The organism is Ferdinandcohnia sp. SAFN-114 (assembly GCF_059415045.1).
This window is the reverse complement of the sequence record NZ_JBPFDQ010000110.1, coordinates 1-16,255: the sequence shown is the minus strand read 5'-3', so window position 1 is coordinate 16,255 and position 16,255 is coordinate 1. Positions and strand designations below refer to the sequence as shown.

The following is a 16,255-nucleotide window of genomic DNA, read 5'->3' as shown; positions in this document are numbered from 1 at the left end:
CACGCCGCCAGCGTTCATCCTGAGCCAGGATCAAACTCTCCAATAAGAGTATTGATTGCTCAATAGTTTGTTACTTTTGAATTAAACGTTGACGCTTGTATTGTGTTCAGTTTTCAAAGGACTTTTGTTTCGCCTCTCAGAAGCGACTTTATTAATATAACATCCTCACAAAAATAAGTCAACATATTTTTTTACGTTTTTTCTTATTTTAAGGTATTCCCTGTGAGAGATATAAATATATACCCAATTCAACTAAAAGTCAACAAATTATATTGAAATAATTTTCGTTTTCTTACCATTCCACTATTTTATAATCTGCCATCAAATTTAAACAATAAAAAAACAAATGAGACTCCATTTGTTTTTTTATCCTACTATAAATAAATCTATAATTACAAGTGCCGCTAAGCCTGGGAGACCGAGTAGACCAGATACTGCAGAAGTCACTAGATTTATTGGTACATGCAGATCAAATGATTGTCCAAATGCATTTAAGAAAAATAGAAACAATGCGCCGATTAGGATTTTAACGAATACTTGTCCCACTAGCCGAATTGGCTTAAGAGGTGCTCCTATTAAAAGAACAAGTACAATTAATCCTCCAAGTATGGCTATAACAAACTTTGGTTCCAATCAGACTTCACTCCTTCTCACAACTTGTACTATTATTCTATGTGAGTGGGGAGTTTTAAGAACCTCTTGTCCTATTTTTATTTAATGTTTCTATTCATAATAAAAAATCCCATCAGAGAAAGTCTTACTTCCTTGATAGGATTTATTTTTATAGAAATACTTTTCGCCTTTTTGCTTCTCTTAGTAAAAAGAAGTATTTGGTTTCTGCGACTTTAAGTTCACTTAAAACATCATCAGAAGGTTCAACACTTTTTTCGATAAGATTTTTCTGTCTCATCCATTCCTTCTTTGCCATTTCTAACTGACTAAAGAGCTCTTGATTATATTCTTTTCGAAGCTTTCCCTTCTTTTTAAAAAGCATAAAAGACCTCCTATAATTCCCGGCGACCTTCAAGTGCCTTTGATAGTGTTACTTCATCAGCATATTCTAAATCTCCACCAACTGGTAAGCCATGAGCAATTCTTGTAATTTTAATACCCGTTGGTTTTAGTAAACGAGAAATATACATAGCTGTAGCTTCCCCTTCAATGTTCGGATTAGTCGCTAAAATAATTTCTTGTACCGTGTCATCCTGAAGTCTTTTCAGTAATTCAGGAATTTTAATATCTTCTGGACCAATACCATCCATTGGGGAGATTGCCCCATGTAAGACATGATAAAGACCGTTGTATTCTTTCATTTTTTCCATTGCGATTACATCTTTCGGATCCTGTAGGACACAGATCACTGTTTTGTCGCGACGTTCATCTTCACAAATGTAACAAGGGTCTCTATCTGTTATATGCCCGCAATTTGAGCAATATGTGAGATTTCGCTTTGCATTGACAAGCGCTTTAGCAAAATCAAGCACGACATCCTCTTTCATACTTAGTACAAAAAAAGCCAGACGCACGGCCGTTTTTGGGCCGATACCTGGCAATTTCATAAAGCTATCTATTAGCTTAGATATTGGTTCAGGATAATGCATATCTATCTAAGTCCTTTCAACCGATTAGAATGGAAGGTTCATTCCTTTAGTAAATTGACCCATTGTTTCATTTGTTAGGTCTTCGATCTTTTTAAGGGCATCATTTGTTGCTGCTAAAACAAGGTCCTGTAGCATTTCGATATCATCAGGGTCTACCACTTCTTCTTTAATGATAACGTCAATAATTTCTTTTTGGCCATTTGCTTTTACAGTGACCATACCACCACCAGCAGTACCTTCTACCACCTTTTCAGCAAGTTCTTCCTGTGCCTTTGCCATATCCTTTTGCATTTTTTGCATTTGTTTCATCATTTTTTGCATATTACCCATTCCGCCGCCACGCATCATGTTACATTCCTCCTATATGTTTATTATTCCTTTATTTCAATGAGCTCTGCACCAACAATCTTCATCGCTTCTGCAATAAGAGGGTCCTCGGTTTCCTCAGGCCCTTGATCATCATCGGTTTTTTGCCCACGGATAAACTCTTCTCTAATTTTACCCCATTCATCATCGGGTACACCAATCATTTCAAACCTATTTCCGGTTAATGTGGTAAGTATGTTTTCGAGATTTTCTTTTACTTCTGTGTTTTCAGATGCCATTTTACAATGGATTTCATATTTAAACTTTAACACAAACGCATTTGAAGAAGCTGCAACTGGTTCACTTTCAATTAAAAGGGCTGCATGAGACACTTTGTTTTGACTTCGAAGTTGATCAAGCATATCGCCCCATTTTCCTTTTAATAAATCAAGATTCTGTCTAGTTGCACTCTTTAAAACCTCATTTATTCTTCCCACTGGGGTTCTGTAACCATTTCTAGATGTTTTTTGTGGACGTTTTTCAGCAGGCTTTGCATCTTGTGGTTGGGCTGTTACACCCTTTTCCTTAATTGATGCAAGTTCAGATTCTAACATATTTATTTTATTCATTAAGCCTTCAATTTGTGGCAATGACTCAAATGAATGTTGTTTATCCATTTGAGTAAGCTTTACAAGTGCTACCTCTAGAAAAATTCGCGGATGGTTCGTCCACTTCATCTCCTGCTGGGCTTGGTTTAAAATATCCATGGTTTCGTAAATTTCATGATTAGGGATATTTTTTGCAAGGTCCGAAAAATCTTCATCAACTAATACCCGCTCCATCACTTCTTCTAATTGGGGTGCTGTTTGATATAAAAGCATGTCCCTATAATAGAAGATTAAATCTTCGATAAATCTCATTGGGTCTTTCCCAAGGTCCATCATTTCATCGAGCGTCTTCAAAGCTGTTCGGACATCTCGGTCGTGTGTCGCCCTAACCACATTCGTGAGCAGCGATTGTGAAACAGCTCCAGTTATCGTGAGAACATCTTCAAGTTTTACCTCTTCGTCGCTGAAGGAAATCGCTTGGTCCAATAAACTTAACGCATCCCGCATTCCACCTTCAGCAGCTCTTGCGATTACATAAAGAGCTTGATCATCCACTGTCACGTTTTGTTCAGATATGATCGTTTTCATTCTCCCTACGATTGCTTGAGTTGTAATCCGACGAAAATCAAAGCGTTGACATCTGGAGATGATCGTAAGTGGAATTTTATGTGGTTCGGTTGTTGCTAAAATGAAAATGACATGTCTTGGTGGTTCCTCCAATGTTTTTAACAAGGCGTTAAACGCACCGATTGAAAGCATATGTACTTCATCAATGATATATACCTTGTAGCGTACTGCACTGGGAGCATACTTCACTTTATCGCGAATATCTCTAATTTCATCGACACCATTGTTTGATGCAGCATCAATTTCAATCACATCAGAAATTGAGCCGTCGGTAATTCCCCGACATGCGGCACACTCATTACAAGGCTCAGCTACTGGAGAACGCTCACAGTTAACGGCTTTTGCAAAGATTTTCGCAGCACTCGTTTTTCCTGTTCCCCTTGGTCCTGAGAAAAGGTAAGCATGAGAAAATTTTTCTTGAAGAAGGGCATTCTTTAATGTTTGGGTTATATGTTCTTGTCCGACCACGTCATGAAAGGTTTGTGGCCGAAAGACACGGTATAATGCTTGATATGCCATTGATATTGCCCCTCCTTCTCTTTGTCCACTTCCTATTATACAGGAAGTGAATATTCTGTACAAAGTGATTATATCATTCACTGAAAAAATCTAGAAAAAACAAGAACAGTTCAAGAAGCTCAACTTTAGGTGCCAAGCATAAGACGAGCGCAACCTTCCGAAGCAATTGACTTAGCCCAGAGCGCCGATGGAGCCTTGAACTAGACAATAAAAAAACCCACCCGAATGAGTGAGTTGTTTTATGTAGTATAACTGCCGTGCACCTTCCGTCGAATAGTTACCCCAGGCGTTACTCAAGCAGTTAGCTCGGTCCAGGCAACCCTACGGCACATGGGAGAATCCGCTTACTGCTGCTTCCTTCCGGACCTGACAGGATTCACGGGTTCCCATTGCGTAGGACCCAGACGTCAACACCACTTACTTGAGGCAGACCCTACAATAACTACCCTCTATGAAGGGATTCGGCCTCGCTAGAGCGGATTGCGAGTACAGGGCACCGCTACCTCCCCGCTTAGCACGGCAAAATTGATACCAAATTGTTAGGTGTCTTTGTGACACATTCTTAGTATAAAGGCTCAGTCAAAAAAAATCAACGTATTCCAACTGTAAGTTTTTTCAAGTAGAACCAGTAGTGCGATTCTTTTCATCTTTTTTTCTCTTTCGAAGCTGTCTAAAAAATGAACTTAGGAGTTCGCTGCATTCTTCCTCACAAATACCTGAAACGACCTCAGTTTGATGATTAAATCGTTGTTCCTGTAAAAGGTTCATTAAGGTTCCCGCACATCCTCCCTTAGGATCACTCGCCCCGTAAACGACCCGTTTTACCCGCGATAGCACGATAGCCCCCGAGCACATTGCACAGGGCTCAAGAGTGACATACAAGGTAGAATCCTCTAATCTCCAAGTGCCTGAACGTCGACAGGCTTCATCAAGTGCCAATAGTTCTGCATGGGCAATTGAACGTTGCTGTGTTTCACGAAGGTTATGGGCTTTTGCAATAACTTCATCATTTATAACAAGAACAGCACCAATAGGCACTTCATCTATATCAGCTGCTTTTTTTGCTTCTTCAATCGCCAATTTCATATAATATTCGTCAGATTTCATCAAAGTAAATACTCCCTCACTAGATAAATCAAATGCGCCTTGGCGTATTTGCGCCCAGATTTTTTAGGCCCACACGAGGTCGGTCACAAAGACGTTGCCACAGGAAGTGGCGTACTTAGTCTTTGATCTTAAGCTCGAAAAGTACCCTTGAAAATCTGTGGCATCCACCGTAGGCTTTAACTTTATTTAGTCGGAGTATGACCCCGACTAAATAAAGTTAAACATTTTATCCAAGCATCATCTTTCTTATTCTCTCATAGAGTAATAAAGGTGTGTTACCTAGATTGTAGAATGAGGAGGTCAAACATGCAAATTCATGTTGTAGAGCGAGGTCAGTCCTTATTTGGAATCGCTCAAGCGTACAGCACTACAGTAGATGAAATCGTTCGTGCAAACCAAATTCCAGACCCCGGTAATCTTGCGATTGGCCAGGCACTCGTTATTCCTATTGTTGGACAATTTTACTGGGTCCAACCAGGCGATAGCCTCTGGTCAATTGCAAATAAATTTGGACTTAATTATCAGCAATTAGCACAAATCAACCAAATACCACCGAATCGTCCATTAAATGTAGGTCTTAGACTCTATATTCCTGCACGCCCAAAACGAAATGTAGAAACCAATGCTTATGTGGAACCATCAGGAACTTCAGTAAGTCCCGCTCTTGAAAGAAGTTCACGACAAGCAGCTCCATACTTAACATACTTAGCCCCATTTAACTTTCAAATCCAACGAGATGGCACTCTAAAAGAACCACCATTGAACAATTTGCCAAGCATTGCAAGTGCAAATAACGTAACCCTTATGATGGTCGTAGCGAATTTAGAAGAAGGACAATTTAGCAATGAACTAGGTCGTATTGTGCTTAACGACCAAAATGTCCAAAATAAGCTGTTAGATACAATCGTAGAAACAGCAAAAAAATATGGGTTCCGTGATATTCATTTTGATATGGAGTTTTTACGACCAGAAGACCGCGAAGCCTATAACAACTTCTTGCGTAAAGCAAAACAGCGCTTTAGCCAAGAAGGCTGGCTACTATCCACTGCACTAGCTCCTAAAACAAGTGCAGAACAAAAGGGCGCTTGGTACGAAGCACACGATTATAAAGCACACGGTGAAATCGTGGACTTTGTTGTCATCATGACGTATGAATGGGGATATAGTGGCGGACCACCAATGGCAGTATCACCAATTGGTCCTGTTCGAGAGGTTCTTGAATATGCCATCACTGAGATGCCAGCGTCAAAAATAATGATGGGGCAAAACCTCTATGGCTATGATTGGACATTGCCTTTTGTGCAAGGGGGCGAATATGCAAAGGCAGTAAGCCCACAGCGAGCAATTGAACTCGCAAAGCAACATAATGTACCAATCCAATACGATACGAAGGCACAAGCTCCTCACTTTGATTATACGGACTCGGCTGGAAAGCAACATAAGGTTTGGTTTGAGGATGCTAGAAGCATACAGGCAAAGTTTGATTTGATTAAAGAATTGAATCTACGAGGAATCAGCTATTGGAAGCTGGGGCTACCGTTCCCTCAAAACTGGCTGTTGATCACAGATAATTTCAATGTCGTAAAACGATGACATCATTTAAAGGAACTCGAAAAATCGAGTTCCTTTTTCTATTTAGTGCACAATAAGAAAACTATAATATTTCCCAGTCTGTTTTTTCGACAATTAATAACAAACATCTATCTTCCTGTGATAAAATAATGCTTATCTGTCATTTGATTGATATAAAAAGGGGGACACGAGATGGGTAGTAGGATTCCCTTTATTACAGTAGAGGGTCCGATCGGAGTTGGGAAGACCTCTCTCGCTAAGGCTATTTCAGAGCAATTCGAATTTGCCTTATTGAAAGAGATAGTCGATGAAAATCCATTCTTGGGTAAATTTTATACGAATATTGATGAATGGAGTTTTCAAACAGAAATGTTTTTCCTTTGTAACCGATACAAACAACTTGAAGACATAAATCAAAATTACCTTCAAAAAAATCAACCGGTTGTTGCGGATTATCATATATTCAAAAACCTAATCTTCGCTGAGCGGACATTGAAAACTCAGCAATTTCAAAAATACTTACAGATTTATGAAATTCTAACCGCTGATATGCCAGTACCGAATGTCGTCATCTATTTACACGCTAGCCTCGATACTTTATTAGAACGGATTAAGATGCGTGGTCGAGACATCGAAAAAGGTATTGACCCAGCTTATCTTAGTCAATTAAGCCTTGATTATGAGCAATCAATGGCAAAGTTCGAAAAGACACACCCAAATATTCCTGTTATACGATTTAACGGAGACAAGCTAGACTTTGTACAGAATAAACAGGATCTTGAACAAATCCTATCAAAAATAGAAGACACCATTCTTGAAAAAGGAGTAAGACAGAATGAATTTGCGTAATAAATATGATATCCCTAGTAATGCAGTGATCACCATTGCAGGTACAGTTGGTGTTGGAAAGTCTACGATGACAAATGCACTTGCAAATGCACTTGGATTTAGGACCTCCTTTGAGAAAGTGGATACGAATCCATATTTAGATCGATTTTATGCAGACTTTGAGAGATGGAGCTTCCACCTTCAAATCTATTTCCTTGCAGAACGTTTTAAAGAGCAAAAGAAAATCTTTGAATATGGCGGAGGATTTGTCCAAGATCGTTCTATCTATGAGGACACAGGCATATTTGCGAGAATGCATTATGAAAAGGGAACCATGGCGCCTGTCGATTATGAGACATATACTAACCTTTTTGATGCGATGGTAATGACACCATATTTCCCACATCCGAATTTATTAATTTATCTTGAAGGCAGCCTTGATGATATCATTAATCGAATCCAAGAACGCGGCAGACCGATGGAGCAACAAACTCCTATTTCATATTGGGAAGAAATGCACGGACGTTATGAGAAATGGATCAATAATTTTACTGCTTGCCCTGTTCTTCGATTAAATATCAATGAATACGATATTTTACAAGATGAAGGTTCAGTCGAACTAATTATCGAGAAAATCTCGAAGTTTATCAGACAAACCGAACTTTTAAAAAGCTAGAACGACAATACCCCTTTTGAGATAATCACTCAAAAGGGGTTCTTTATTGATAAAATATTTGTAAATAGCAAAAAACTCGTTACTGTAATAGCAACGAGTTCATCTCCAATACTTTATGCGCTAGTATTATTTAAAAATTATGGCGGAGGAAGAGGGATTCGAACCCCCGCGGGCTTTAACACCCCTGTCGGTTTTCAAGACCGATCCCTTCAGCCGGACTTGGGTATTCCTCCGTATCGACAAGAAATAATATACCATAGTTTTAAATTATATGTCAACAATATCTTTATCTTTTTTTATAAGGCCAGGAAAGTGGTAAAATCCTGGCCAATATTTTAATCGATTACTTAGGACCAATTACTTCTTTATTTCTCATATAAGGACGTAATACTTCCGGAATGATGACTGTACCGTCTTCTTGTTGGTAATTCTCTAGGATTGCCGCAACTGTTCGACCAATTGCAAGCCCAGAACCATTCAATGTATGAACGTGCTCAGGTTTTGAATCTCGATCACGACGGAAACGAATATTGGCTCGTCTTGCCTGGAATGCCTCAAAATTACTACAAGAAGAAATTTCACGGTATGTTCCGTAGCTTGGAATCCACACTTCAATGTCATATTTTTTTGCTGCAGTAAATCCTAAATCTGCACTACACATGCTTAGGACACGATATGGAAGACCTAGTAACTGAAGTACCTTTTCAGCATTTGCTGTTAAACTTTCTAATTCTTGATAAGAATCTTCTGGTTTTACAAACTTCACTAGTTCTACCTTATTAAACTGATGCTGGCGGATCAACCCTCTTGTATCTCTTCCCGCTGAACCAGCTTCAGAGCGGAAGCAAGCACTAAACGCCGCATATTTAATTGGTAACTCTTCTCCGCCTATAATCTCATCACGGTGTAGGTTTGTAACTGGAACCTCGGCAGTCGGAATTAAGAAGTAATCTTCATTTTCAATGAGGAATGCATCTTCTTCAAACTTTGGAAGCTGTCCTGTACCTGTCATGCTTGCACGATTGACTAGGTATGGAGGAATAACCTCTTCATATCCATGTTCCTCTACATGTAGGTCTAACATAAAATTAAATAATGCTCTTTCAAGTGTTGCCCCAAGCCCCTTATAAAATACAAAACGGCTACCTGTTACTTTTCCTGCACGTTCAAAGTCTAAAATTTCAAGTTGATCAGCAATTTCCCAATGTGGCTTTGGTTCAAATCCAAACTCAGGGAGCTCTCCCCATTTACGGATTTCAACGTTATCATCCTCAGATTCACCAATTGGCACACTTTCATGTGGTAAATTCGGAATGGATAACATTAGATGCTCTAATTGTCCTTCCACATCTCGTAATTCCGTATCTAATTCTTTGACCTTATCACCAACCTCACGCATTTCTAAAATGAGAGCATCTGCATCTTTTTTCTCTCGTTTCAAAACAGCGATTTGACCTGACACTTCATTTCTACGGCTTTTTAACTCCTCAGTCTTCAAAATGAGCTCGCGGCGCTTTTTATCTAACTCCTCAAAACGCCCCAGGTCTGTTAAATCCTCACCACGATACTTGAGTCTCTCCTTCACTTCATCAAAATGGCTTCGTAAAAATTTAATATCTAACATCTCTTAAACCTCCTAAAATCTATGAGTTATAGTAACAATGTGTAACCATTCGTGACTGTCGAAAAGCAAGTATTTCAAGGCGGCGCAGGTTCGAGGACCGGAGCGTAGCTAACCTACTTGAGGACCAGAGAACCAAGCCAACGCAGAAATACGCCGCTTATCGGTAGTTACGGCAAACAAAAAACTCCCGCCCCTAAAAAAGGGACGAGAGTTAACCCGCGTTACCACCCTAGTTGAGGATACAAGTATCCCCCTCTTGAAAAAGATAACGGATTTACCGAAAATACCTACTTGAATGATGCATTCAGTATTTCACTCAAGGATGGATTCACAAGCTTTTTTCATCGGTTCACACCAACCACCGACTCTCTTAGGAAAAAAGACGAGCTACTAGTTCCTATCATAGATTTCACATTTTATATTATTTATATAAAGTTTTACCATGTTTTAATTGTTTATACAAGGTTTTTTGCTTTTGATTCTTCGACCATTTTTACAAAATACGCTGTAAAGCGGTGATCATCTGTTAATTCTGGATGGAAGGAGCAGCCTAAATATTGTCCTTCACGGGCTGCAACTATTCTACCATTATGCTTTGCAAGAATTTCGACATTTTCTCCTGCTTCCACAATATGTGGTGCGCGAATAAATACTCCGACAAAGTCTTCAGCGATTCCAGGAATCATAAGCTCCGCCTCAAAGCTCTCACGCTGACGGCCAAATGAGTTTCTCTCAACTTTAATATCCATAAGTCCAAGATGTGACTCCTTATAGTCAACAAGCTGCTTCGCAAGTAGAATGAGCCCTGCACATGTTCCAAACATCGGCTTACCTTGCTCAGCAAATGAGCGAAGTGGCTCCATAAACTCATATTTATCAATTAATCGGCGCATTGTAGTACTTTCCCCGCCAGGGATAATTAATCCGTCAATTTCTTCAAGTTGTTCAACTTTTTTTACAACGACTGCTTCCGCTCCAGAGGCTTCTACAGAACGAACATGTTCTCTGACAGCCCCTTGAAGTCCTAATACTCCGATTTTAACCACGTCTGAACACCCTCTTACTTACCAGCCTCTTTCTTGCATACGTTGTTCTGGTAATAATGATGAAATTTCAATACCTTTCATAGCATTTCCTAATCCTTTAGAAAGGTGTGCAATTAATTCATAATCTTGATAATGTGTAGTAGCTTCTACAATCGCACGAGCAAATTTTGCAGGATTATCTGATTTGAAAATACCAGATCCAACAAATACTCCATCTGCTCCAAGTTGCATCATAAGTGCTGCGTCAGCTGGAGTTGCTACACCACCTGCTGCAAAGTTAACAACTGGAAGGCGACCTTCTTGTTTGATTTGAAGCAATAATTCAAATGGTGCTCCTAGATTTTTTGCTTCTGTCATAAGCTCATCTTCACTCATGCCAACAACTTTACGAATTTGAGCATTCACTTTTCTCATATGACGAACAGCTTCTACAATATTTCCTGTTCCAGGCTCACCTTTTGTACGAAGCATAGATGCACCTTCTGCAATTCGGCGAGTTGCTTCGCCTAAGTCACGGCAGCCACAAACAAATGGAACTGTGAAATCACGTTTATTTAAGTGGAACTCTTCATCAGCTGGAGTTAATACTTCACTCTCATCAATGTAGTCAACGCCAAGAGCTTCTAATACTCTAGCTTCTACAATATGACCAATACGAGCTTTAGCCATAACTGGAATAGTAACAGCACCCATTACTTGCTCGACTATTGTAGGGTCCGCCATTCTAGCAACTCCACCAGCCGCTCGAATATCAGCAGGTACTCGCTCTAAAGCCATTACTGCTACAGCGCCTGCTTCTTCTGCAATTTTAGCTTGTTCTGCATTGACAACGTCCATAATTACGCCGCCCTTTTGCATTTCAGCCATACCACGTTTTACTCGATCTGTTCCTGTATTTGCCATTACGATTCCTCCAATGATTCGTTATCTAATTTTATAGGCATAATCATATCATATTTTTAACTATAGTGAATGCCCAATAGAAAATAAACTAAGAATATTCTAACTCATAATTTTCTACTTTCCTAGTAATTATACCAAAATAGTATAATATGGAAACAAAAAGGCCTCCTTCTACAGAGAAGGAGACCTTTATATTAGAACCAGCCCTTAACAGTGTTTGCCACACTTGACCAAATATCACCAAAGAATCCACCAATTCCTCTCATCATGAGCACGAACCAGTTTGTCTTTTCAACACCTGTATCTGTCACAAGTGGTACCTGTAATTTATCATCACCATTTGCGGTAATATAGCCTAAGTCATCACCATCATAGGATACATTCATATGGCCCACTTTTGTTCCTTCTTTAAAAGGCGCTGTTATTTCTTTATCCTTAGAAACAACCTTGTCATCAAATACATATTCTGCTTTAAATGCTGACTTATCTACACCCTTTTTAACTAATAATTTTACTGGTGCTTTAGTTGAAATTTCTACTTTCTTTTCTTTTCCTTTGACTACCTTTAATTCTTTATTACCCTTTAATTGATATCCTTCAGGGTAAACTTCAATTTGTTCAAAATTATTAAAACCATAATCTAATAGTTTACGAGTCTCTTTGAAACGTTCTGGTTCGCTTGTTGCTCCCATCACGACTGAAATTAATCTTTTTCCGTTACGTTCAGCAGTTCCTGTAAAGCAATAACCAGCTGCTGGTGTTGTACCTGTTTTTAACCCATCCATTCCCTCATAATAGAAATCTGCAAGATATGGGGATACCTTTGGATCGTGTTTCAACATCCAGTTCCAGTTATCCAGTTTCTCATCATAAAATTCCAATTGAGGGATACTTGAAATCTCCAATACTTCTGGATAATCACGTAATAGTGAGTAGGCTAATAAAGCCACAGACTCTGCTGATAACATATTATCCCCATCTGGACTCGTTCCTTCAGGATAATTATCACCTAGCATTGAATTTGATAATCCTGTACTATTTACAAACTCATAGTTTGGAAGGCCTAGTTCTTCAGCCTTTTTATTCATAAGTTTCACGAATTCGCCTTCAGTACCGGCTAATAGTTCTGCTAATGTAATGGTTGTTGCATTATCAGAATAAATCGCCATTGCTTTATAAAGTTCCTCAACCGTATAATCGTGATTTAATCGTAAGCCAACACCTGAAAAGTTATTATTTGCAGATATATCATATGCATATTGGCTAATTTGAGTAGTTTGATCCCAAGATATTCTACCTTCAGAGATAGCTTCCATTATCAGGTACTCAGTCATCATTTTTACCATACTTGCAATTGGGGCCGCTTGATCGGCATTTTTTTCATATAGTATTTTACCTGTATCTGCATCAATTAATATCGCATTTTTTACATTTATATCAAGAGCAGGTGCTGCTTTTGCAGGAGGTATTTGTCCTACAAAAAGCGTTAGCAAAAAGACTGCTAAAATACTTATAATCAATCTTTTTTGTGTTTGTTTTTTCACGTTTTAAACCTCCACTTTCATAATACGCACAAAAGACATTTTAACATACCAGCTTCAAAAAAAATAGATAGAGTACATGACTCTATCTACCACAATATAAAAATCCTACCAATGGATTATGTTCTGTCTAAATTTACCTTAGAGAGTAGAGTAGTTCGGTGCTTCCTTTGTGATCTGTACATCATGTGGATGACTTTCACGTAATCCAGCACCTGTCATTTTAATGAATTGTGCATTCTCTCTTAACTCTTCTAAATTCTTTGTGCCGCAGTAACCCATACCAGAACGAATACCACCAATTAATTGATATATTGTGTCTGTTAGTGGGCCTTTGTATGGAAGACGACCTTCAATACCCTCAGGAACAAACTTTTTCGCATCCTCCTGGAAATAACGGTCCTTACTTCCTTTTTCCATTGCCGCAACAGAGCCCATGCCACGATATACTTTAAAGCGACGGCCTTGGAAGATCTCAGTTTCCCCTGGGCTTTCAGATACACCTGCAAGTAAGCTTCCTAGCATTACGACATGTCCACCAGCAGCTAATGCTTTAACGATGTCACCAGAATATTTAATTCCGCCATCAGCAATAATCGAAACTCCATGTTTTCTTGCTTCTGTTGCACAATCGTAAACAGCTGTTATTTGAGGAACACCAACACCTGCTACAACACGAGTTGTACAAATAGAACCAGGTCCTATTCCTACTTTCACAACGCTAGCGCCTGCTTCTATAAGTGCACGTGTTGCTTCTGCTGTTGCTACGTTACCAGCAATAATATTTAGTTTTGGATATGCGTCTCTAATTGTTTTAACTGTTTCAAGTACTCCTGCTGAATGGCCGTGTGCTGTATCAACAACAATTGCATCAACTCCAGCTTTAACTAGCTTTTCAACCCGAAGCATTGTATCTGTTGTTACCCCAACAGCGGCTCCTACTAATAGACGCCCTTGCGAATCCTTTGCTGAATTCGGGAACTCAATTACTTTTTCAATATCCTTTATTGTAATGAGTCCTTTTAATACTCCACCTTCATCAACGAGTGGAAGCTTTTCAATTTTATATTTCTGTAGAAGTTTTTCTGCCTGTTCTAAAGTAGTACCAACAGGAGCAGTCACGAGATTTTCCTTTGTCATTACATCTGAAATTTGAATAGAATAGTCTTGAATAAAACGAAGGTCACGATTGGTAATAATTCCAACCAAGATTTGCTCTTGTGGGTTGTTTACAATTGGAACACCTGAAATACGATATTTTCCCATTAAATGTTCAGCATCAAATACTTGATGACTAGGAGTTAAGAAAAATGGATCTGTGATTACGCCACTTTCTGAACGCTTAACTTTATCAACCTGCTCAGCCTGTTGCTCAACAGACATATTCTTATGAATGATCCCTAGTCCGCCTTGACGGGCCATTGCAATTGCCATTTCATGCTCTGTTACTGTGTCCATACCCGCACTAATAATCGGGATATTTAACTTAAGTGTTTCTGTTAACGCAACCCCAAGATTTACATCCTTAGGTAGTACCTCTGACTTAGCAGGTAATAGCAATACATCATCAAATGTTAATCCTTCTTTGGCAAACTTTGTTTCCCACATGTAATAAATCCCCCTTCGATTGCAAAATATTATTAGTAGATTAACAACTGGGTAAACTACTGTCAAGAATCGAACGATATATTTAATAATTCAGAGTTTTTTATTATCTCTTTTCACCCATATTTTGTACTTCTTTGTTTTTAATGGAGGTTAGTAATTTGTTTGATTATCGTTTTATTTGGCAATCATTTAATGCACTTCATGCAGCAAATACAACACAACACTTACTACAAAAATGCTATGAAAAAGCGGCAGTTACAGACGCAGATAAAAAGAGCTATGAAAACAGTTACCCGTTTATCTATTATTTAGAACATGGTCAAAATTACTACCAATTATCCCAAAATGCTCCATTATCCATTAAGCCGGTTCTTCTCTTTTATGGAATGGTACAATTGTTAAAAGCATGTTTACTAACTGTTGATCCCCAGTACCCAGAATCAACTTCGGTACTTGCACATGGAGTTTCAACTAGAAAACGAAAAAAACAGAGCTACGAGTTTTTTCATGATGAAGTAAAGGTGCAAAAAAACGGATTATTTTCCCACTTTTCTGAACGTATGTTTCATGTGAAACAAATGGAAGGTGAAAAGTTTACAATGGAGCAGTTATTTAAAAGGATTCCCGAATTACAAAATTTATTTACTCTGCATTTTCAACAAAGGTTATATATTGAAACACCAATCACAACTCAGAATATATTATCAATCCCAACTGAAGCTTTAGACAGCTATCATATGACCTCACGGAGATTTGTAGATTTTATTGAAAACACACTGCCATTTTCAACAACTCTTATTAAAGAACCAACAGAAGGAAAAGACTGCGGGCCAATAACATTACAAATTAAAAAGGATAATTATCTTCTACCACTGGCAAGTTCACCGCTTCTATATCATCTATATGAAGACAGCTACTATCTGCCAAAAGAAAGGGAGCTTCTATCATTTTTTCCTGAAATCATGACACATTACTTACTCCTCTATAATTTAAGTATGATATCTAGATATGAGACTGAGTGGTGGAGTGAACTGCTTCATTCATACTCTAGTAACGACTATCCATTTATCAGACAGTTCCTTGCGATATCCGCAGATAAAGTTCCCTTTTTGCTTTATTTGTTTTTAAAGGAAAAAATTGATGGGGTGTAGGGGCTTTAATGTCTTTCCATTAAATCATTATCACTTTCCAACCTTCTGGGTTACACGATTAACACTTATGTCCCTATATCAACTGTACTAAAATTAATCTTTAAAGCACAAAAAGACCAACCACACTGGTTGGTCTTAGACCCTCACAAGGAAAATTTCCCAGCTACCACCGGTGCAAGGTCTTACCTTCCGTATTCGGTGGTCAGCTTCTAAAGAGTGTCAGATTTTGTGCATCAGCTGCTTCAACTTCTACAAAGAACATTCTGGTTGTCGCTCCCTTGCATCCTCGAACCTTTCCTCCTCGAAAGGCGACCTATTCTATTTTATATTCCTATTCTTTTACACCACAAAACCTTGGGGTTTTGAAAAAACAAAAAAGATCAACCATAATGGTTGATCTTTCGTTTGCCTAGCGACGTCCTACTCTCACAGGGGCAATGCCCCAACTACCATCGGCGCATGAGCTTAACTTCCGTGTTCGGTGGTCGGCTTCCGATGAGCGGCAGATTTCTGCGTCAGCTGCGCTCACTCCAATCCT

The 16,255-nt window shown here is 38.8% G+C and carries 15 protein-coding genes, 1 tRNA gene, 1 other RNA gene and 1 other annotated feature; of the genes, 4 read left to right on the top strand and 13 right to left on the bottom strand.

Annotated elements, in window-relative coordinates:
- Positions 1-366: 366 nt before the first annotated feature.
- The 7 genes from ACR65M_RS23860 to tadA form a co-directional block, all read right to left on the bottom strand.
- On the bottom strand, positions 367-633 hold the full coding sequence (locus tag ACR65M_RS23860; protein ID WP_099364853.1) for a pro-sigmaK processing inhibitor BofA family protein: 267 nt from the start codon (positions 631-633) through the stop codon (positions 367-369).
- A gap of 148 nt (positions 634-781) precedes the next feature.
- A complete protein-coding gene (locus ACR65M_RS23855; RefSeq protein ID WP_341329563.1) occupies positions 782-994 on the bottom strand; it encodes a YaaL family protein in 213 nt (70 codons plus the stop codon).
- A 10-nt stretch (positions 995-1,004) separates the two neighbouring features.
- Positions 1,005-1,601, bottom strand: coding sequence for a recombination mediator RecR (recR, locus tag ACR65M_RS23850; protein ID WP_099355777.1), 597 nt, complete (start codon positions 1,599-1,601; stop codon positions 1,005-1,007).
- Between the two features lie 24 nt (positions 1,602-1,625).
- Entirely contained in the window at positions 1,626-1,946 is a 321-nt protein-coding gene (locus tag ACR65M_RS23845; protein WP_121449690.1) for a YbaB/EbfC family nucleoid-associated protein, read from the bottom strand.
- A 26-nt stretch (positions 1,947-1,972) separates the two neighbouring features.
- Positions 1,973-3,661, bottom strand: coding sequence for a DNA polymerase III subunit gamma/tau (gene dnaX / locus ACR65M_RS23840; protein ID WP_341329562.1), 1,689 nt, complete (start codon positions 3,659-3,661; stop codon positions 1,973-1,975).
- A 255-nt stretch (positions 3,662-3,916) separates the two neighbouring features.
- An RNA gene (ffs, locus tag ACR65M_RS23835) (signal recognition particle sRNA large type) lies at positions 3,917-4,181 on the bottom strand.
- Positions 4,182-4,276: 95 nt separating this feature from the next.
- Positions 4,277-4,768 (bottom strand): tRNA adenosine(34) deaminase TadA, encoded by a 492-nt coding sequence (gene tadA / locus ACR65M_RS23830; protein WP_341333454.1) that lies wholly within the window; start codon positions 4,766-4,768, stop codon positions 4,277-4,279.
- Between the two features lie 306 nt (positions 4,769-5,074).
- Between tadA and ACR65M_RS23825 the strand changes: the two genes are divergently transcribed.
- The 3 genes from ACR65M_RS23825 to ACR65M_RS23815 all read left to right on the top strand — a co-directional run bounded on the left by ACR65M_RS23825 (position 5,075) and on the right by ACR65M_RS23815 (position 7,844).
- Complete coding sequence (locus ACR65M_RS23825) at positions 5,075-6,361, top strand: LysM peptidoglycan-binding domain-containing protein (RefSeq protein WP_341329561.1); 1,287 nt, start codon at positions 5,075-5,077, stop codon at positions 6,359-6,361.
- Positions 6,362-6,532: 171 nt separating this feature from the next.
- The gene (locus ACR65M_RS23820; RefSeq protein ID WP_341329560.1) at positions 6,533-7,189 is read left to right on the top strand and encodes a deoxynucleoside kinase; all 657 of its coding nucleotides are present in this window, start codon (positions 6,533-6,535) and stop codon (positions 7,187-7,189) included.
- Positions 7,176-7,844, top strand: a complete 669-nt coding sequence (locus ACR65M_RS23815) for a deoxynucleoside kinase (RefSeq protein ID WP_341329559.1) — start codon at positions 7,176-7,178, stop codon at positions 7,842-7,844. The genes ACR65M_RS23820 and ACR65M_RS23815 overlap by 14 nt, the downstream gene beginning before the upstream one ends.
- Before the next feature lie 140 nt (positions 7,845-7,984).
- Here ACR65M_RS23815 and ACR65M_RS23810 read toward each other — a convergent pair.
- From ACR65M_RS23810 to guaB, 6 genes are all read right to left on the bottom strand, one after another.
- Positions 7,985-8,077, bottom strand: a tRNA-Ser gene (locus ACR65M_RS23810).
- Between the two features lie 110 nt (positions 8,078-8,187).
- Positions 8,188-9,468 (bottom strand): serine--tRNA ligase, encoded by a 1,281-nt coding sequence (serS, locus tag ACR65M_RS23805; RefSeq protein ID WP_341329558.1) that lies wholly within the window; start codon positions 9,466-9,468, stop codon positions 8,188-8,190.
- Positions 9,469-9,665: 197 nt separating this feature from the next.
- Positions 9,666-9,881 (bottom strand) — a binding site (T-box leader).
- Positions 9,882-9,923: 42 nt separating this feature from the next.
- The gene (gene pdxT / locus ACR65M_RS23800; RefSeq protein WP_341329557.1) at positions 9,924-10,514 is read right to left on the bottom strand and encodes a pyridoxal 5'-phosphate synthase glutaminase subunit PdxT; all 591 of its coding nucleotides are present in this window, start codon (positions 10,512-10,514) and stop codon (positions 9,924-9,926) included.
- Positions 10,515-10,532: 18 nt separating this feature from the next.
- Complete coding sequence (gene pdxS, locus ACR65M_RS23795) at positions 10,533-11,417, bottom strand: pyridoxal 5'-phosphate synthase lyase subunit PdxS (protein ID WP_099355770.1); 885 nt, start codon at positions 11,415-11,417, stop codon at positions 10,533-10,535.
- A gap of 194 nt (positions 11,418-11,611) precedes the next feature.
- Positions 11,612-12,961 (bottom strand): D-alanyl-D-alanine carboxypeptidase family protein, encoded by a 1,350-nt coding sequence (locus ACR65M_RS23790; RefSeq protein WP_440274589.1) that lies wholly within the window; start codon positions 12,959-12,961, stop codon positions 11,612-11,614.
- Positions 12,962-13,099: 138 nt separating this feature from the next.
- Positions 13,100-14,566, bottom strand: a complete 1,467-nt coding sequence (guaB, locus tag ACR65M_RS23785) for an IMP dehydrogenase (protein WP_440274588.1) — start codon at positions 14,564-14,566, stop codon at positions 13,100-13,102.
- A gap of 158 nt (positions 14,567-14,724) precedes the next feature.
- Between guaB and ACR65M_RS23780 the strand changes: the two genes are divergently transcribed.
- The gene (locus ACR65M_RS23780; protein WP_440274587.1) at positions 14,725-15,717 is read left to right on the top strand and encodes a YaaC family protein; all 993 of its coding nucleotides are present in this window, start codon (positions 14,725-14,727) and stop codon (positions 15,715-15,717) included.
- The last annotated feature ends 538 nt before the right edge of the window (positions 15,718-16,255 follow it).